This window comes from Pseudoalteromonas espejiana DSM 9414, assembly GCF_002221525.1.
GTDB lineage: Bacteria > Pseudomonadota > Gammaproteobacteria > Enterobacterales > Alteromonadaceae > Pseudoalteromonas > Pseudoalteromonas espejiana.
Window position 1 is genome coordinate 307689 of record NZ_CP011029.1, and the last position, 16916, is coordinate 324604.

Annotated in this window: 17 protein-coding genes; 13 read left to right on the forward strand and 4 right to left on the reverse strand. The window is 37.7% G+C overall.

Going from position 1 to position 16916, the window contains the following annotated elements:
- Positions 1-4: 4 nt before the first annotated feature.
- Both PESP_RS18255 and PESP_RS18260 read right to left on the reverse strand, forming a co-directional pair.
- Positions 5-1930 (reverse strand): sensor histidine kinase, encoded by a 1926-nt coding sequence (locus tag PESP_RS18255; RefSeq protein WP_089349448.1) that lies wholly within the window; start codon positions 1928-1930, stop codon positions 5-7.
- Positions 1917-4148, reverse strand: a complete 2232-nt coding sequence (locus PESP_RS18260; RefSeq protein ID WP_089349449.1) for an EAL domain-containing response regulator — start codon at positions 4146-4148, stop codon at positions 1917-1919. Before PESP_RS18260 ends, PESP_RS18255 begins: the two co-directional genes overlap by 14 nt.
- Before the next feature lie 434 nt (positions 4149-4582).
- Between PESP_RS18260 and PESP_RS18265 the strand changes: the two genes are divergently transcribed.
- Positions 4583-4978, forward strand: a complete 396-nt coding sequence (locus tag PESP_RS18265; RefSeq protein ID WP_089349450.1) for a DUF4019 domain-containing protein — start codon at positions 4583-4585, stop codon at positions 4976-4978.
- Positions 4979-4995: 17 nt separating this feature from the next.
- On the opposite strand, the gene PESP_RS18270 is transcribed toward PESP_RS18265, so the two are convergent.
- Complete coding sequence (locus PESP_RS18270) at positions 4996-5895, reverse strand: LysR family transcriptional regulator (protein WP_089349451.1); 900 nt, start codon at positions 5893-5895, stop codon at positions 4996-4998.
- Between the two features lie 216 nt (positions 5896-6111).
- Between PESP_RS18270 and PESP_RS18275 the strand changes: the two genes are divergently transcribed.
- The 4 genes from PESP_RS18275 (at position 6112) to PESP_RS18290 (ending at position 9303) form a co-directional block, all read left to right on the forward strand.
- Positions 6112-7266 carry an iron-containing alcohol dehydrogenase gene (locus PESP_RS18275; protein WP_089349452.1) on the forward strand — a complete coding sequence of 385 codons (1155 nt, stop codon included), beginning with the start codon at positions 6112-6114 and terminating at the stop codon, positions 7264-7266.
- A gap of 148 nt (positions 7267-7414) precedes the next feature.
- On the forward strand, positions 7415-8008 hold the full coding sequence (locus tag PESP_RS18280; protein ID WP_089349453.1) for an RDD family protein: 594 nt from the start codon (positions 7415-7417) through the stop codon (positions 8006-8008).
- Between the two features lie 146 nt (positions 8009-8154).
- Positions 8155-8478 (forward strand): hypothetical protein, encoded by a 324-nt coding sequence (locus PESP_RS18285; protein WP_089349454.1) that lies wholly within the window; start codon positions 8155-8157, stop codon positions 8476-8478.
- Positions 8479-8667: 189 nt separating this feature from the next.
- Positions 8668-9303, forward strand: coding sequence for a trimeric intracellular cation channel family protein (locus PESP_RS18290; RefSeq protein WP_089349455.1), 636 nt, complete (start codon positions 8668-8670; stop codon positions 9301-9303).
- Here the strand turns inward: PESP_RS18290 and PESP_RS20655 are convergent.
- Positions 9300-9533: a GNAT family N-acetyltransferase gene (locus PESP_RS20655; RefSeq protein WP_342744504.1), complete on the reverse strand. Its 234-nt coding sequence runs from the start codon at positions 9531-9533 to the stop codon at positions 9300-9302. The two genes, PESP_RS18290 and PESP_RS20655, sit on opposite strands and share 4 nt — an antisense overlap.
- Before the next feature lie 503 nt (positions 9534-10036).
- On the opposite strand from PESP_RS20655, the gene PESP_RS18300 reads away from it, so the two are divergent.
- From PESP_RS18300 to PESP_RS18340, 8 genes are all read left to right on the forward strand, one after another.
- Positions 10037-10876, forward strand: a complete 840-nt coding sequence (locus PESP_RS18300; RefSeq protein WP_089349456.1) for a DUF417 family protein — start codon at positions 10037-10039, stop codon at positions 10874-10876.
- A 15-nt stretch (positions 10877-10891) separates the two neighbouring features.
- Positions 10892-11143 carry a Rho-binding antiterminator gene (locus PESP_RS18305; RefSeq protein ID WP_089349457.1) on the forward strand — a complete coding sequence of 84 codons (252 nt, stop codon included), beginning with the start codon at positions 10892-10894 and terminating at the stop codon, positions 11141-11143.
- Positions 11144-11494: 351 nt separating this feature from the next.
- Positions 11495-11869, forward strand: a complete 375-nt coding sequence (locus PESP_RS18310; protein ID WP_089349458.1) for a hypothetical protein — start codon at positions 11495-11497, stop codon at positions 11867-11869.
- Positions 11870-11904: 35 nt separating this feature from the next.
- Positions 11905-12435: a DUF2569 domain-containing protein gene (locus PESP_RS18315; RefSeq protein WP_089349459.1), complete on the forward strand. Its 531-nt coding sequence runs from the start codon at positions 11905-11907 to the stop codon at positions 12433-12435.
- 49 nt (positions 12436-12484) lie between these two features.
- The gene (locus PESP_RS18320; RefSeq protein ID WP_245852308.1) at positions 12485-12898 is read left to right on the forward strand and encodes a hypothetical protein; all 414 of its coding nucleotides are present in this window, start codon (positions 12485-12487) and stop codon (positions 12896-12898) included.
- Between the two features lie 98 nt (positions 12899-12996).
- On the forward strand, positions 12997-13749 hold the full coding sequence (locus PESP_RS18325; protein ID WP_089349460.1) for an SDR family oxidoreductase: 753 nt from the start codon (positions 12997-12999) through the stop codon (positions 13747-13749).
- A gap of 394 nt (positions 13750-14143) precedes the next feature.
- Positions 14144-15682, forward strand: coding sequence for an OpgD/OpgG family glucan biosynthesis protein (locus PESP_RS18330; protein WP_089349461.1), 1539 nt, complete (start codon positions 14144-14146; stop codon positions 15680-15682).
- 644 nt (positions 15683-16326) lie between these two features.
- Positions 16327-16887, forward strand: coding sequence for a YrbL family protein (locus tag PESP_RS18340; protein WP_089349463.1), 561 nt, complete (start codon positions 16327-16329; stop codon positions 16885-16887).
- Positions 16888-16916: the final 29 nt, after the last annotated feature.

The following is a 16916-nucleotide window of genomic DNA, read 5'->3' on the forward strand; positions in this document are numbered from 1 at the left end:
TATTTTAATTTGGCTTTTTGTTTTTGCTAGTAACTGCAAACTTAATTATAAACTGCGTTGTATAATCTCCTGCAGGCTTTTTATTTAAAGTGATAGACCCACCTAGCACCTTTGTTACCCATTGGTGCACCATATAAAGTCCAAGCCCTGTATTACCTTTGCCCCTAGCTGAGGTATAAAAAGGCTCAAATATAACGTTTTGAACGTCCTCATTTATACCTACACCGGTGTCAGAAACGACAATTAGCAAGTGATTACTATCTTCAGTTTGTACAGAAATATTAATACTGCCGTGATTTTGTTTTTTAAAGCCATGAGTAAGTGCATTTATAATTAAGTTTTCTAGTATCTGCGAAATGATTCCCGGCCTGCTAGTAATTTTACCCTTAAATTGATAGTCGGTAGAGAGTGTAACTCGCGACTTTTTTAATTGCGGGCTAAGTGTAATAAGTAAATCGTCTATTAGTTTTGTGATTTCAAAGCTTACGTCATCATCGTTATTTCGATCTACCGCCATTCGTTTAAAGCTTTTTACAAGCACTGCTGATTTGTCTAAATTTACCCTTGCTAATGAAATGTTTTGCGCAATAGTGTTTAAACCTTCATCAAGCTGGGACTTAGTTAAGCCCGTTTTTACGCACTCGTTTAATTTTTCGGTGGCCATACCTGCATTAGAAATCGATATAATAGCGCCGCCAATAGGGGTGTTCATCTCGTGGGCAACGCCCGCAACAAGCATACCCAAAGAAGATAGCTTTTGTGCTTCTACTAAGCTCTCTTGTAATTGCATTTGCTGTTTTATGGTTTTACTTAAAGTGTTGTTTACCGCTCTGAGCTCTGTTTCTTCTTTTTTTAATTGTTTAGATAGTTTGAGTAGTTCAAGCTGGTACTTATAATCCCTATAAACGTAAGCAATAGTAATAAGTAATAAAATAAAGCTACATAATAATGCGTATTTTAAGGCGCTACTTTTAGCATTACTCAATAGGATACTGTCGCTATTTATTAGCAAATAAACTTTGTGCTCTTGTGAGCTTGTGCTGCTATGCAGCTCTCGTGCAGATATATAATTTAAAGGTCTATAGGTGTATAAGTTTTTATCTAAGTAGTGTGGGGTGTGTTTTGGCTTTTTGTTTTTAATTCGTTGCCAAAGAGCTGGATTAGTTACACCAAGTGAGCGTTTTTCATTATTAAACATAAAGCCAAATTCATTAAACCTATCTGGGCTCAAAAGCCAATAGCCTTGTTGATTTAAAATATTAACTTTAGAGTGTTTGTCGCTAATACTTCGCAAGCGAGAAAACAGATAATTAAGGTTAAAATTAATTATAATTAGCCCATCAAACAAGTAGTCGTGAGAGTTGGTTTTAAAGGTCACTCTAATTGTTGGTTCTATGGGAAATACAACTTCACCTTGTTCAATATTCAAATCTATTTTTGATACATAGGTAGCAGGCGGTTCTACCTTTAACCCTTCGGTTACATAATAGCGAGCGCTTTTGGCTTGTAGCTCAGGTTGAGGAGTGATTTTACCCTGTGTATTACTAAAGTTTACTCGGTATATTTCGGTTGCTTGTGAATTAAGCCACCTTATTTGAGAAATATTCCCTGTAATTATTCCAAAATCTAAAAAGTAATTTTCTATTTGTGTTCTGCGCTGAGTATCAGAAAGCGAAGCGCGTTGGTTAAACAATACCTGATTGCTAGCAAGCAACTGAGTAAGCTTAATAATACTGCTTACCTCTTTAGAAAACTCGGTATTAACAGCAACGAGCTTTTCTTGCTGAATTGCTTTTAAGCGCTTTAATTCTGCTTGGTATATTTGATCATAAACAAGCAAGCCCGTTAAAAAAGCAAGTAAGGTTAAAAATGTTGATTTTATTACTGCGTCTTTAACTATTTGAGAAAGCTTAAAGTTAATTGTTTTCATTGATGTGCTGTTTTAGCCAAACTATTAAATCTTCAATAAATAATGGTTTAGCAAAGTAATAACCTTGGCCAACTGTACAACCTTTATTTTTTAGCCAATTGTACTCAAATTCATTTTCTATGCCCTCAGCAATCACCTGTAAATTAAAGCGTTTGGCTAAGGTTATAACCATTTCTATAATAAATTGGTTATTTATATTATTTTGTAAATCAATAACAAAAAACTTATCTATTTTAATTGTATTAGCAGGCAACTCTGTAATGTGTGCAAGTGATGAATAACCTGTTCCAAAGTCATCAATGCTCACTTTAATGCCAAGCGCCATAAATTTTTCAAGAGATGCTTTAATTAACGTGTAGTTACATACCTCTTGCGTTTCGGTTACTTCAATCTCAAGCAAACTAGGGGGAATATTTTCTTGTTTAATTTTATTGGCGACTTTTTCAAAGTAACTTGGCTCCATTAGCTCATAAGAAGACACATTATAAGCAACCGGCAAGTTAACCCCATTACGTTGCAAGCACTTTATTACCGTTAACACCTTATCTAAAATTACGCTGCCTAACTCGCAAATTAACCCAGATGTTTCGGCAATTTCTATAAACTCGTCAGGGCTAATAAAGCGTCCATTAGTTAACTTCCAGCGTGCAAGCGCCTCAAATCCAATTGTTTTTTGGGTTTGTAGGTTTAACTTAGGTTGTAAAGCAATTTGTAGCTCACCACCTCCTATCGCTGTTCTAAGCTTTGCCATTATCTCGTAGCGACGTGTAATGGCATGAGTTTGTGTTGCTGTGTGCTCTATAAACTTAATTTGGTTATTGTGTGTATCGTTTAAACTTGACTCAGCAAGGCTAATAATTTTCTCTGGAGGTATATTAAGTACCGAACTTAATTTAAGCGACAGAACCCTAATATCTACAAATTGTTTTACATTTTCAATTTCACAAGTTTGCCTAGATAAGTACGTGTACGTGTCGTCAGGTATTTTACAGTCGTTGCTAATTAGCATTGCAAAGCTACGGTTATTAATTAAGGCAATTCTGGGTAGGTATTTTGAAAACGCGTGATGAATACTTTGATGTACCAACTGCAGTATTTTTTGGCAAAAGTCATGACCAAAAGTAAACGACTTTTCTTCAAACTGCTGAACCTCAAATACAATTAATTGTGTTTGGTATTGTTCATGTAGGTTCATATTTCTAATTTCTCTTATTAGCCAATTGCGGTTGTGCAAATTAAGAGAGGTTTCTGTGTATGCAAGTTCGGTAAGTTTGTTTAGCAAAGCCATGTTTGAAAAGCCCGTACTAACGTTCTCACTAAACACTTTTAATAAATACCTGTTTTGCTCATTTATGGGGTTATCTGATTTAACAATAGTAATGTAATTCGTGTTATCTAAACTGGCTGTGTCAAAAAAGAATATACTGTGGGACTCATTAAATACGTGTTTTTTTGACTTTATCGACGTCTGCAGATCGTCAAACATAGCTTTGAGTAACAAATTTTCGCTTACTGCTTGGCCTTCAAAGCCATTAAAGCACCCATTGGTTGTTAAAATTACAGGGAGCTGCTCATCGCCACAAAAACGGTTGGTGCATAAAATGCCGCCGCCTTGGGTAATACCTAAAATATTACTTATTTCGTGTAAAACAGCGCTCGAAAAAGACTGCATATCATGTTTGCTGTTTATACTTCTTGATGCATCAAGAACAAGTTGTAACCCTTGTTTTGCAGCAGATACTTGCGAAATATAACGCCAAGTTCTCAAGTTGCTAGCTACAATAGATTGAAGTTTTTCGGCAGATACGTCTGACTTGTTCCAGTATTCATCAATGTCGAGCGACTTCATTACGCTCTCTTCTGGGGCAAAGCCAGGTTGGCCTGTTAAAAGTACAATGCGCATATCGGCATTGCCAATAACTTCCCTTATTGTACTAACTAACCTTAACCCAGAGTCGTCGTCTTCCATTACTACATCAATAAAAGTAAGTGCTATGTCGGGGTGTCGACTAAGCTCAAGTGCGGCCTCAGAAACAGAGTTTGCACTTAAAAGTTTAAGGGTGTAGTCACCCTCAATAGAAATGCTATGTAAACTATTTAAAAGCGCTTGCTGGTAATGTATGTCATCTTCAACAGTTAGAATTTTTATAGTTTGGCTATCAGCTTGTACTGATGTTTTTTCTTCTGAAAATTCAAATAATGCATCATCTTTAGACATTTCGTCTCGCTTAATAGTTTTATAAGTTAACAGTTATTTAAAGACATAAAGTGTAATTATAAAAACGGCGGCGTTAGTATTTTTAATCGCTAAAAATAAGTGTAGAAGAGGGGCGGCAAGGTGTCTACTTCGAGAATATGAAAGCCAAACTAAATTATTTTTTCACCTGTTTTGCTTAAAAATACAGTGTAATGTTATTAGTTTTAAATTTTTATTTGTTACTAAAGTGTGTGATTTATATATGCTGTGTGTTTTTTATGGAGGATTAAGCAATATTAATTTGTTCATCAAGAAGTGTGGCTAATCAGTTTATGAGTACAATTGAAAACTACTTTACTCAGGCGCTAGTTATTTGATAAAAAATAAAATAATGCTTTTAGCAAAACACAATTTAGTGTGCTTTCAATCAACAAAAGCAAATAAAAAGGCTAACTATGAAAACCATATTTGTAATATTGAGTTTGTTTATTAGTACTGAAGTATTGGCACAAAATACTAAAAATATGCCAGCGGCTATAAACTGGTTGCAGCTAATAGATGCGGGCGAATATACAAAAAGCTGGCAGCAAGCTGATGTATTATTTAAATCGCAACTGAGTAAAACTAATTGGCGTGACGCACTTAACTCAGTGCGTGCGCCATTGGGAAAAGTGGTTTCTCGCAGCCAAATTAGCGCGCAAGATTACTCTTCTTTACCTGGAGCCCCAAAAGGGGAGTACCTGATTGTGCAGTTTAAAACACAGTTTATTGCTGCAACCCCCTCCATAGAAACCCTCACACTAAGTAAAAGTAGCGGCCAGTGGCGCGCTGTGGGCTATTTTATTAAATAAGCGTTTAAGTTAAATAGTTATTTTGCGTATTTATTAATATTAGAAAAAGCCATAAGCACATCGCGCGCATAATTAAGCCTAGGGTGAGCTAAAGCGCCTTTACGCCACGCCAAATATAAATTGTTTTCAGGGCCTTGTGGGCCTAACTTAATTAACCTTCCTGATTGAATATCGTCGTGACATAAATAATCCGGCAGCACAGTGTAGCCAACGCCTGTTCTAACAATGCCAGCCAAGGCACGTATGTCGGGGCAGCGGGCGATTATTTTTGACGTACAGCTTTGTTTAAATACGGTATCAAAATACTGGCGAATAAGCGGTAATTGACTGTCGTAACTAACCACTGGCAACGTATTTAAAAGTGCTGGTGTAATGGTTTGACCCTCTAAACTTTGCGCTAATAAACGGTGCGCCACCAGTACAAGTTCTTCGCTGTCGAGTACTTCATAATCGTAAATTTTGTTATCGGGCAGGGAAGCTGTAATAGCCATATCGGCAACGCCGGTGTCGAGCGCAGAATAAATTTGTTCGCGATTGCCAGGCAGTACCACTACATCCACATTGCCCGCTTGTAATAAGTTAGCCAATTGCGCAGAAGCCACATAGCTTATATATTCAGCCGGCCCTGCAAGTGTAATTGTACCGCTTACATCGCTTGAGCGAGTACGTACAGAAGCCACTTTTTGTTCTATGGCATCAAGGTGGTTAGCCACTTGGCCTGCTAAATCGTGGGCTGCATTACTTGGTTCTACACCCCGATGGCGGCGTTCAAACAAAGACTTACCAACCACCGACTCCATAGTTTGTATATGTGCGGTGGCTGCAGGTTGCGATAATCCTAAATTTTTAGCTGCACGAGAAATATTTCTACAGCGGTAAACTTCAACAAAGGTGCGTAGTTGAACAAAGTAAGACATAAATGTTTGGTATCAGAAATCCGATAGGTAAAGCAAGATTAACTGAATTCTACTTATTGTAAAGAGCGCGTACACTTGCCCTCATCCAAAGATTAAACGTTATCGTATTTATTTTATAAATTTGGCAATTAATGACTTGTAAGTTAAAGATTAACTCCCATTTTATAAAGCAATGAGCACAAGGGGCTAAGCCCCGTAACCAAGTAGAGTACAAATATGTTAAATTTTGCATTTAAAAACCGCACCGAGATTTTATTCGGCAAAGATCAAATTAATGAGATCGCAAGCCGCGTACCTAGCGAAGGCAAGGTAATGTTTTTATACGGTGGTGGTTCTATCAAAAAGAACGGCGTATATGACGATGTAGTAAATGCACTTAAAGGTGTAGATTTTGTTGAGTTTTCGGGTGTTGAACCAAACCCAACTTACGAAACGCTTTCTAAAGCAGTTGAACTTGTAAAAGAGCAGAACGTTACGTTTATTTTAGCTGTAGGCGGTGGCAGTGTAATTGACGGTGCTAAATACGTAGCCGCAGCTGCAAATTACGATGGCGATGGCTGGGACATTTTAGTAAATGGCGCAGAAGTAAAAAGCGCACTCCCTATTGGTGCGGTATTAACGCTTCCGGCAACAGGTTCAGAAAGTAACGGCAACTCGGTTGTTACCCGTAAAGAAACGCAGCAAAAACGCGCCTTTGGTACACCAATAGTGCAATCGCAGTTTGCAGTGTTAGACCCACAGTACACATTCTCGCTACCTACTCGTCAAATTTCTAATGGTGTAGTTGATGCGTTTGTACACGTTATTGAGCAATACTTAACGTACCCAGTAAATGCTCCACTGCAAGACCGTTTTGCAGAAGGTATTTTATCAACGCTAATTGAGCAAGGCCCTAAAGCCCTAGAAAACCCAGAAGATTACGACGTACGTGCAAACGTAATGTGGTCGGCAACTATGGCGTTAAATGGTTTAATTGGCCAAGGTGTTCCACAAGATTGGTCTACGCATATGATTGGCCACGAGTTAACAGCGCTATATAACTTAGACCACGCTGTAACGCTTGCTATTGTATTACCGCCACTTATGTTTGTTCAACAAGAGCAAAAACGCGCCAAAATCATCCAATTAGGTGAGCGTGTATTTGGCCTAAATATGGAAGACAAAAACGAGCTGATTGATGCAACCATTAAACATACTCAAGACTTTTTTGAGCAAATGGGCATTAAAACAAAACTTGGCGATTACGACCTAGGTGAAGAAGCCGTTGAAGCGGTTGGCAACAACCTTGACCGTAACGGCATGACAGCCCTTGGTGAACATGGCGATATTGACGTTGCTAAAGCAAAGAAAATTTTAAGCTTAGCGCTTTAATTTAATACTAAAACAAAAAATGGCGCTTTTTAGCGTCATTTTTTATGCTTAAAAAGCGAAAAGCTAGACCAATTTTATATTTAAGATATTGAATAACAAACTAAAATCATGCTACTTTTGGGGATTAATTTAAAGGAGTACCCCAAGTATGGACACCCAAATAGACTTTACTACCTACACGTTAGATGAGCTTTATTCTAGCGCAAAAGTAATTGACCGAGAACGCTTCCCTGAGCGCGCAAAAGAAATAGATGAGCTAATTAAAACCCGAGAAGCGCAAGAGCTCACACAAAATACCGACTCAAAAATAGTGGGTGAACAAGCATCACGCGGGGACAGGCTTGTTGCTGCCATTATTGACGGCCTAATAGGAATCGCTTTTACTGTACCTTTAATTATGTATATCGGCTTTGATAGCTTAATGCAGCCAACCCTTGGGTTATCTTTGTTTTTTTTGGGCTTTGGTGTATTTGGCGTGTTAGTGCTTCATGGCTACCTTGTTTATCACCGCGGACAAACTATTGGTAAATACTGTATGTCTATTCGTATAGAAAACCTAGACGGCACACAAGCAAGTTTTACAACTATTTACTTTAAACGCATGTTACCTATGCAGCTGTTATCATTGGCCCCTTCGGTAGGTCAGTTTATTGTTGGATTTGTAAACCCTGCATTTATATTTGGAAAAGATAAACGCTGTTTACATGACCATATAGCAGGAACCAAAGTGAGTAATATTTAGTACTAGCAATACTCAGCGAAGGATAATGTTTTACTGTGGTGCACATGCAAGTGTTCATGACGTTTACCTAGCTAATACCAACAAAGGCTGCAATTAACCAAGCGAGTTTATTATTTAACTCACGATATTGCTTACAGGGACTTACCATGCGCGGCTTTTTATTATTTATTGGTTACTCATCTTATATTGGAAGTGTGGGCGATGGTTTACTTGGCTTGTATGCACTATGGGTTTTAATCAGTAATAATTTAGCACTTTTGAGCTTATCGCTTAATGACTTTTTAGCGCAGTATGTTGAGTTTATTTATTGGGTGAAGCAGGTTGCGCTTTATGTAATGCCCCAAGGCTTTGCCAATTGGTTATTTGGTATTCCTGCTGTTGTTTACTTTCCCGTACGTATATTAATGAGTCTAACAATTGGTTGGTGGGCACTAAAAAAAGCAGCTCAGCTAAAAACAAAAAATGTGTAAAAACTACTCACTTTTAAAATAATTACCTTTTTAAATATTACATTTTATTAGGCCTGACCTACAACTGCGTTAAACGTTTTCTACTGTATTGTTTTTAAATAACATTTTTAAATCCACTTTTCGCTTTTGCTAATTATTTTTGGCACATAAGTTGATGCACTCATTTATAAATTTTTAAAAGGACTGCACATGACCGCTGAATATTTTATGGTGTTGGGGCTGCTTGGGGTGGCATTTTTTTCGGTAGCAGGTGCATTGCTCGGCTATGAAAAAAGCATAAGTGGTTTTGGTGTAGTGGTGGTAGCAACTGTTACTGCTTTAGGTGGCGGCACGCTAAGAGACATACTTTTAGATAAACCTATATTTTGGATAGCCACGCCTGAGTATTTATACTCAACATACGCCGCTATTATTGCCACCATATTTTTTGTGCGCTACTTACCTCATGTAAATAACTATTACTTTTTATTAGTCGATGCCATAGGTATGGCCTTATTTAATATTATGGGGATAGAAAAAGCCTTAATAAGCGGCACAGGTATGGTAATAGCGATAACAATGGGTATCACCACCGGGATTTTTGGCGGCCTAATACGAGACGTAATTTGCCGCGAAGTACCCTCAGTTATGCGAAACGAACCCTATGCTTCAGCGTGTTTAGCTGGCGGCTTAGTTTATGCTGCGCTGTTTACCATAGAAGTCGATTACATTTGGTGTATTTTAGGCTCACTTTTTACCACTGTATTTTTAAGATTAGGCTCGCTTCATTGGGGTTGGCACTTAACTATTTTCAGAAAAAAAGATTTCAAAAATCAAAGTGATTAGGTTTTTAGGCGGGAGTTATTAATTGGCTGAGTTTGCATATGGTACTCATAGTTATCTTCTCCAGTGATCTTAAAACCTAGTCGTGTATAAAGTGCTTTAGCAGGATTATTTTTAAGTACTGTTAATTTGATAGGCTTTAACTTTGCAGTTTTAATTACTTGCTCAATAACGCCTCTGCCGTAGCCCTTATTTTGATGGTTGGGGTGTATTTGTAACTGCATTATTTCAATGTGGCTACCCTATATCTTATACTTTAACGCACCTATGGTTTCACCATTAAACTGTATGAGATGAGAGCAATCGTATTGCTCGTCAACCCTTTCATTATGCTGTTGCTCAGTTAAAAATAAGCTGGCCACCTCAAGGTGCTCTACCATAGTAAGTTTTCTAAGATTCAATTAATAACCTGAGCTCTGGCTAATAAATCTATCTCAAACAGCTATTTTTAGCGCTAACTGCGTTGAATTTACTTGCAATAGGCTAGCTATTGACGCGCAAATTCGCCTTGTTTTCACTTAAAATTTCTAGCTAGAGAAACTAGACCCAGTAACATTACTAGCCAAACTATATTTAAATCTCTTAACCAAAGCTCAGGTTAAACCTTTTTCGCGCGTGGCTTTTGTAAACGTAAAAGCCAAAATGACCTTCCTTGTATTAAAAGTTTAACTTTAGTTGAATTACTTTTTGTAAAAATAAGGTCTTTGTTAGCCATTACAGATTTAATGGGCACACAATGAACTTAACACACACAAATAACGCACTCACCTTTTTACTAACACTCAGCTTTGCATTACTTGGCGTATCGTTTACTTTAGGTGCAAACCCAAACACACTTTCAGCTACCTTTAGTTTTTATAAACTTGATACCTTACTTAGTGTAAACACATTAGGTTTACTCACAGGCACTGCAATGATTGCGCTGGCAGCCACCACCTTGGCTGCGCATTTAAAATTAATAAAGCCTGTGCCCGCACTTATACTCGCATTAGTTGTTAGCATAGTGCCTTTACTTACTTTATTAGCCAGCAACCGTTGGATGGCCCAGTTAGGCGGCTTTCCAATTATTGGCAGTGGGCAAGGCATTATTAAATACTTTGCAGTCATCCCTTTGTATTTATTTTTGTTTTATAAAAATAAGCTAACAGACAAACAACACGTACTTTTAAACTTTATACCGGTTGCTATGGTTTTACTGTGGATTGGCGGCATGAAATTTTATGAGTTTGAAGCCAAAGCCATTGTAAGCCTAGTAGAAACCTCACCGTTTATGTCGTGGTTATACACGGTATTTAGTGTACAAGGCGCATCAAACGTAATTGGTGGGTTTGATGTATTATTTGCAGTGCTTCTTGGCGCGGGTATTTTAATTAACAATAAAAAGCTTATTATTGTTAGTGGTTTAGCGTGTTTGAGCGTATTTTTAATGACCCAAACATTTTTAATTACCGCAAACGGCGCGTTTAGCTCAAGCACGGTATTAGAGCGTTTAGGGCAATTTGTAATTAAAGATTTATGGTATGTAGGCAACTTAGTTGTTATTGCCACTTTAATGCTATCTAAACCAGCTAAATAATATAAAGAGAACTTTATGATCAGTTGCAACCATTACGATTACATCGAAATTGCCTGTATGCACCATTTAAGCGTTGAGCTTATTTTAAAAAATGGCGATGGTGTATGTGGCGTAGCAACTGATACAAAACGCAATGCACTTAAACAAGAGTGCATTGCCATTAATGTAAGTGGCGAGCTAAAGCTTATTGTGCTCACTACAATTAGTATACTTAAAGCGCGTGAAAGTAATCCTTACTTTGATCATGTGAACTTTGATGTTAAGTAAATACCTTACCTATTCGTTTTATCATAAATACCTCAGCGAGCCTGTATCATCAATATGTTAAGGCTCGCTTATCTGCCCAATGCTTTAGCTCATACGTGCTAAATGCCCAAAGCCAAAATTCACCATTAGAATGAACTGTTCACATAAACAGCTATTTTGACTTTGTCCAATAACATTATTAAAAGTCGTTTTGGTGCAAAATAAACAAAGGTTTTTAACTGCATGCCTAATTGCTTGTTTACATTGCAATTATTTAGTGGAATTATTGAGCGATGTAATATACGCCGTTTTGGGGTGTTATAAACCCCCTAAGTGGTGTTCAATAAGCTGTTAGCTGTACTTGGAGTTCTGATGAAAATATGGATATTAACTTTTCTTTCTAGCTTTTCTTTTTTAGGGCACTGTAATACTGAACACCCACCAGAAAAAGGTGCTAACCCTGTTATAAAAGCAATGGAGTGTTTGCGTAATGTTCCTGATAGTGCAATTACAAACCCAGAGCACCTTGTTGCTAAAGAGCTATCGCTAATGACTAGTGTAATTGAAAACATAACTCTCGAACTTGGTACAAATACTAAGGAACAAAAAGAGTTTAGAGAGCTATACAAAGTTGCATACAAACACTGCCCAAAAGAAATAAACATCCTTAAAGCTGGGTATAGAAGTACAGCTAAAAACAGTTTGCTCGGTTTCGCTTCGCTACACATTTTAGCAAACAATTTTTAGCCCCTTATTGGGGCGATAGGCATCAAGGAGATACCGTGAGTAATAATGAAGAACTTAAAGGGCTGTCCGGTTGGCTTATATTAGTTGGTATTGGAGTCGTAATGGGCCCAATCAGGCTCTTTGCTACAACCTTTCCTTTATTCCAACCAATATTCAGTGATGGTACGTGGGAAGCTTTAACGACCGTTGGCTCGGAAGCATACAGTCCATTTTGGGCTCCACTTATAATTGGTGAAATTGTATATAACGTAGCAATGTTTGCTGCCCTAATATATTTAGCATTTCTATTTTTCTCCAAGAACTATAGGTTTCCCTTCACTTACATCTTAATAGTGGTGATTTCATTGATTTTTATACCCTTAGACTCATGGCTAGTTCAGTTTGCAATGCCTGATGAGCCCATTTGGGACACAGAGACAGCTAAAGAATTTTTCAGAGTTCTGATAGGCGGAATAATCTGGGTACCGTATTTGCTTTTATCTAAAAGGGTTAAGGCAACTTTCGTTGAAAAAATGCCTAACAAATCAAGTCAGCAGAACGCCAGCGAAGCTGGCGCCTCAGCTTGAGGCGTTAGCATTCAAATCTACAGTCTAATTATATTGCTAAAGGATTATCTTGAAATACTCTAGGGTTTTACTCTTTTCAGTAGGTTTGTATTTTTTACTAGTTACTCTGTCCACAATAGCAACGTTGATTGTTGGCTTTGATGAGATGATTCAAAGCACATCATACATTTATACTCAATACGTCCTCGGTTTTGTAGCCTCTTTAATCGTTTATTTATATCTAGGGTATAGGCAAACAGTGAGTCCGTATAAACAAGCCTTTTTAGTTGCGGCTGTTTATTGGTTTATTAACTTAAGTGTCGGTGCCTTACTATATATACTGTTAGAAATAACAATAGAGCCCTTAATATATTTGATTCCAGCTTTGCTGCATGTAATCGCTGTTTTATTAGGGACGCTACTTGGTATTCAATTACGTAGTAAGAAAATAAAGCGTAATAAAAAATTGTTAATCAGAACCTAAACAGCTGGTATGGCTCCTGTATTGCTAATTTATGCCAACTACTTATTGTTTAGCAAAGCATTCCACGTTCCTCCAGCATCACTATTTAAGGATGACTAATGAATAATTTAAAAGTGGTTTTAATAACGGGCGGAGGCCGAGGTATTGGTGCTGCTACATCTAAATTATTTGCATCAAAAGGGTATGCTGTTTGTATCAATTACAAGTCTAATCGAGCTTCGGCTGAAGCTGTCGCAAGTGATATTAGGGCTGCGGGTAATCGTTGTATTACAGTCCAAGCAGATGTTTCGGTTGAGAATGATGTAGTAATGCTGTTTAAAAAAATTGATGCAGAGCTAGGCCCTCTATCAGTACTTGTTAATAACGCTGGTATTTTACGTAAGCAGTCGCGTTTGGTGGATTTAACAGCCGAGAGAATTAATACTATTTTAGCAAACAACGTGACTAGTTACTTCTTGTGCTGCCGAGAGGCCATCAAACGTATGTCTACACGTCATGGCGGAAACGGAGGTGTTATTGTAAATGTTTCATCGGGGGCATCTCGTTCAGGTTCACCGAATGAATATATTGATTATGCTGCCTCAAAAGGGGCTATAGATACACTCACCAAAGGATTATCACTAGAAGTTGCCTGTGAAGGCATTAGAGTTAACTGTGTCCGTCCTGGGCTAATTAATACGCAAATGCACGCTGATGGTGGTGAACCAGAAAGAGTAGAGAGGTTAAAAGAGCTTATTCCTCTTAAGCGTGGAGGTGAACCCGAGGAGGTGGCCGAAGCTATTTATTGGCTTTCATCAGCAAAGTCATCGTTTTCGACAGGGAATTTTTTAGATTTATGTGGTGGACTTTAATACACAACAAGCCAATGTAATGGGTATTTCTCACGCTAAGCACTTTTTATTGGATGTTATAAGTTAACTGGGGGGAATATGCTACTCGATAGCTCAGCTCCTGTTTAGAAGTCTGCATTAATGAGGCGTTTTTAAAGCGCAGTAGTGACGCATAGATTAATATTACGATTTAAAAGCATGCAGTAACTAAGCTTTAACTAAGTAAAAGCTTTGTCAGCCGCATTTATTAAACACAACTATTCAAACATAACCTCCCAAACATAACTAAGCCAAATAACGTTATTTTAGTAAACGCGAGTTCATATTACGGTGTGTAATATCTTTACACGCATTTTAAGTTAAGCGCTTGTAGTGGGCGCTTATTTTTAGACTCATTTTACTAGAGATACTCTTTATGAAGTTAAAGTTATTTATTGCCGCTATTATTTCTACCTCTATGTCGTTACACGCAGAGCCAGCTCAAGCAAGTGCCAATTTTACATTTGAAGACCTAAAAGCAATGGCAAAAGCCTCAGCTGAAAAGCCCTATACGCCAACTGCAGTACCAGCCCCTGAGCTTATTGATAAAATTACCTACGACGAGCACTGGAAAATACGCTTTAAAGAAGGTGAAACCTTATACCCAAATGGTAAAAAAGCACCTTTGCAATTATTTTACCCTGGGCGATATTTTCCTGAGCCAGTAAGTATTTATATTAGGGATGATAAAAACAACGTTAAAGAACTGCCTTTTAGTAATGCGCTTTTTGATATGCCCGACGATAGCCCAGCCCACGACCTGCCTCAAGGGTTTGGGTTTGCAGGCTTTAGAATTATGCGCCCCGATATAAAACCAGATTGGATATCGTTTTTGGGCGCGTCTTATTTTAGAACTGATGGCCCACAAGGGCAATATGGTTTGTCGGCTCGCGGTATTGCAATAAATACAGGCATGAGTGAGCCTGAAGAATTTCCACGCTTTTCGGCATTCTGGATTGGCCCCGCAGAGAAAAAAGGTGAAAGTGTGTCTGTTTGGGCATTGCTTGAAGGGCCCTCGATCACCGGTGCTTATCGGTTTGGTTTAAGTAAAGATAACAAAGAAGCCAAAGGCCATATTACCTCTGTGAGTGCTAATTTGTATATGCGCGCCGATGTAGAGCGTTTAGGCATAGCGCCATTAACAAGTATGTATTGGTACTCAGAAAAAGATAAAACAGAAGCTAAAGATTGGCGCCCGGAAATTCACGATAGTGATGGCTTAGCGATTCATACAGGTTCAGGACAGTACATTTGGCGACCGTTAAACAACCCTCAGTCGGTATCGACCAATAGCTTTATTGATGAAAATCCTAAAGGCTTTGGTTTAATTCAAAGAGATCGTGATTTTAATAACTACCAAGACGATGGCGTATTTTATAATAAACGTTCATCAGCATGGATAAAACCTCAGGGTGATTGGGGTAAAGGTGCTGTACAGCTAGTCGAAATTCCTACAAAAGATGAAACGTTTGACAATATTGTTGCCTATTGGGTACCTGAAAAAGAGGCGCGTAAAGGCGATGAATTTACGTTTTCTTATGATATTGAATGGCGCCCACTCGATCCAAAATCAAAAACATTGGCAAGTGTTGTGAATACTCGCCAAGGGCAGGGCGGAATTCCTGGCCAGCCTATTCCTGAGGGCGTGAACAAAATGGTGATTGATTTTGAAGGCCCTGTATTTAAAGGGCTCGATAGAGAAAGTGGTATAAAACCTATAGTTGAAGCCAGTAACGGCGAAATACTAGAGCCAATTGGCGCTTATCCTATAGTGGGAACAAACCAATGGCGACTAGCGTTTGATTACAAACAATCTAACAATAACCCCGTGCACATTCGCGCGTATTTAGTGGATAAAAATGACGAAGCGATAACCGAAACATGGGTAAGTGATGCAAAGGTAACAATTGAATAAGTAAAGCTAAGGTTCAATCATCGTTAAAGTAAAATGAAGGGTTATATATTGCGATGCTTTATATAGCCCTTCAAATTTTAAAGCTATTTTTTATGTTTGAATTTTACCCAAACGGTTTTGAGTATTATTGCAGCTGTAATTAATAGCATTATTGAAAAGGTGTGTTGACCAAAAACTTGAAAGACAAGCCAGGTCGCCACAGTTATAAATACACAAGCTATTAGAAATAAAATATTTTTTAACATCCAATGTTCTCCACACCTCAATTTATATATTTTAGTTTCTATTAAACTAACTTTAAAACCTAAAATTAGCTTAAAACTTACGAGTAACCAGTTATATTGCTTCACACAATTGTAGTTTATTAATTTGTTGCTAAACCTATAGCGAGGCCTATTTTCAGTATATATAATTACAAAAAGTAAAAACACTTTATTCACCTAGTTGCCCAACCTGCACTCATTTACCTTGATAAACCCTATTTTATAGATAAAATGTCGCACTTCTTTAAATAATACTGCCTTTTTATTGCTCATGGAGTAGTTTGTGGTGGTATTAATAGATGTAGATATTAAGCGTGTAATTTTAAGGCTTGTTATGTGCTCTATACATTTATAAAAATTTCACGCTAGGATAAAACGGTTTTGATAATATTAAACAACGATTTACTAATAGGTAAAGGGGCCCATAGAGCTTGTTACAGGCACCCAGATACAGATAACTTATGTATTAAAGTAAGTCATGAAGGGTTCTCTCATGAACAAGAGGAAGAGCTTGCATATTATCAGCGTCTTAATAACAAAAAAATTCAGTGGGATTTATTAACGCGCTATTATGGTGTGGTAGAAACCAATATTGGTAAAGGCTATGTGTTTGACTTAGTAGTCGATTCTAATAATCAAACTTCTAAAACGCTAGAGCATTATTTAAATGAGCCAAATAGTGAAGCGTTAGCGGCTCCGCTATTAAAGTTAAAAGATTATTTAATACAAAACTTAGTTATTACCAAAGAAATAAAGCCCAGAAACATTGCCTGTATTAATAACAACGGCACCATTGAAAGCTGTGTCATTGTTGATGATATTGGCAATACCGAGTTTTTTCCTATTAGTAATTACGTGAGCACAATGGCCAAGCGTAAAATAGCTAGAAAATGGCAGCGCTTTGAGGCGAGTTTAAACAAGCAAGGCCTATACCTTAAATAAGCGTTTAAATACGGCCATGTTATTTAACT

What these genes read in the sequence shown, in the direction of transcription:
- PESP_RS18255 (WP_089349448.1), bottom strand. Translation starts at nt 1,930, where the DNA reads ATGAAAACAATTAACTTTAAGCTTTCTCAAATAGTTAAAGACGCAGTA.
- PESP_RS18260 (WP_089349449.1), bottom strand. Translation starts at nt 4,148, where the DNA reads ATGTCTAAAGATGATGCATTATTTGAATTTTCAGAAGAAAAAACATCA.
- PESP_RS18265 (WP_089349450.1), top strand. Translation starts at nt 4,583, where the DNA reads ATGAAAACCATATTTGTAATATTGAGTTTGTTTATTAGTACTGAAGTA.
- PESP_RS18270 (WP_089349451.1), bottom strand. Translation starts at nt 5,895, where the DNA reads ATGTCTTACTTTGTTCAACTACGCACCTTTGTTGAAGTTTACCGCTGT.
- PESP_RS18275 (WP_089349452.1), top strand. Translation starts at nt 6,112, where the DNA reads ATGTTAAATTTTGCATTTAAAAACCGCACCGAGATTTTATTCGGCAAA.
- PESP_RS18280 (WP_089349453.1), top strand. Translation starts at nt 7,415, where the DNA reads ATGGACACCCAAATAGACTTTACTACCTACACGTTAGATGAGCTTTAT.
- PESP_RS18285 (WP_089349454.1), top strand. Translation starts at nt 8,155, where the DNA reads ATGCGCGGCTTTTTATTATTTATTGGTTACTCATCTTATATTGGAAGT.
- PESP_RS18290 (WP_089349455.1), top strand. Translation starts at nt 8,668, where the DNA reads ATGACCGCTGAATATTTTATGGTGTTGGGGCTGCTTGGGGTGGCATTT.
- PESP_RS18300 (WP_089349456.1), top strand. Translation starts at nt 10,037, where the DNA reads ATGAACTTAACACACACAAATAACGCACTCACCTTTTTACTAACACTC.
- PESP_RS18305 (WP_089349457.1), top strand. Translation starts at nt 10,892, where the DNA reads ATGATCAGTTGCAACCATTACGATTACATCGAAATTGCCTGTATGCAC.
- PESP_RS18310 (WP_089349458.1), top strand. Translation starts at nt 11,495, where the DNA reads ATGAAAATATGGATATTAACTTTTCTTTCTAGCTTTTCTTTTTTAGGG.
- PESP_RS18325 (WP_089349460.1), top strand. Translation starts at nt 12,997, where the DNA reads ATGAATAATTTAAAAGTGGTTTTAATAACGGGCGGAGGCCGAGGTATT.
- PESP_RS18330 (WP_089349461.1), top strand. Translation starts at nt 14,144, where the DNA reads ATGAAGTTAAAGTTATTTATTGCCGCTATTATTTCTACCTCTATGTCG.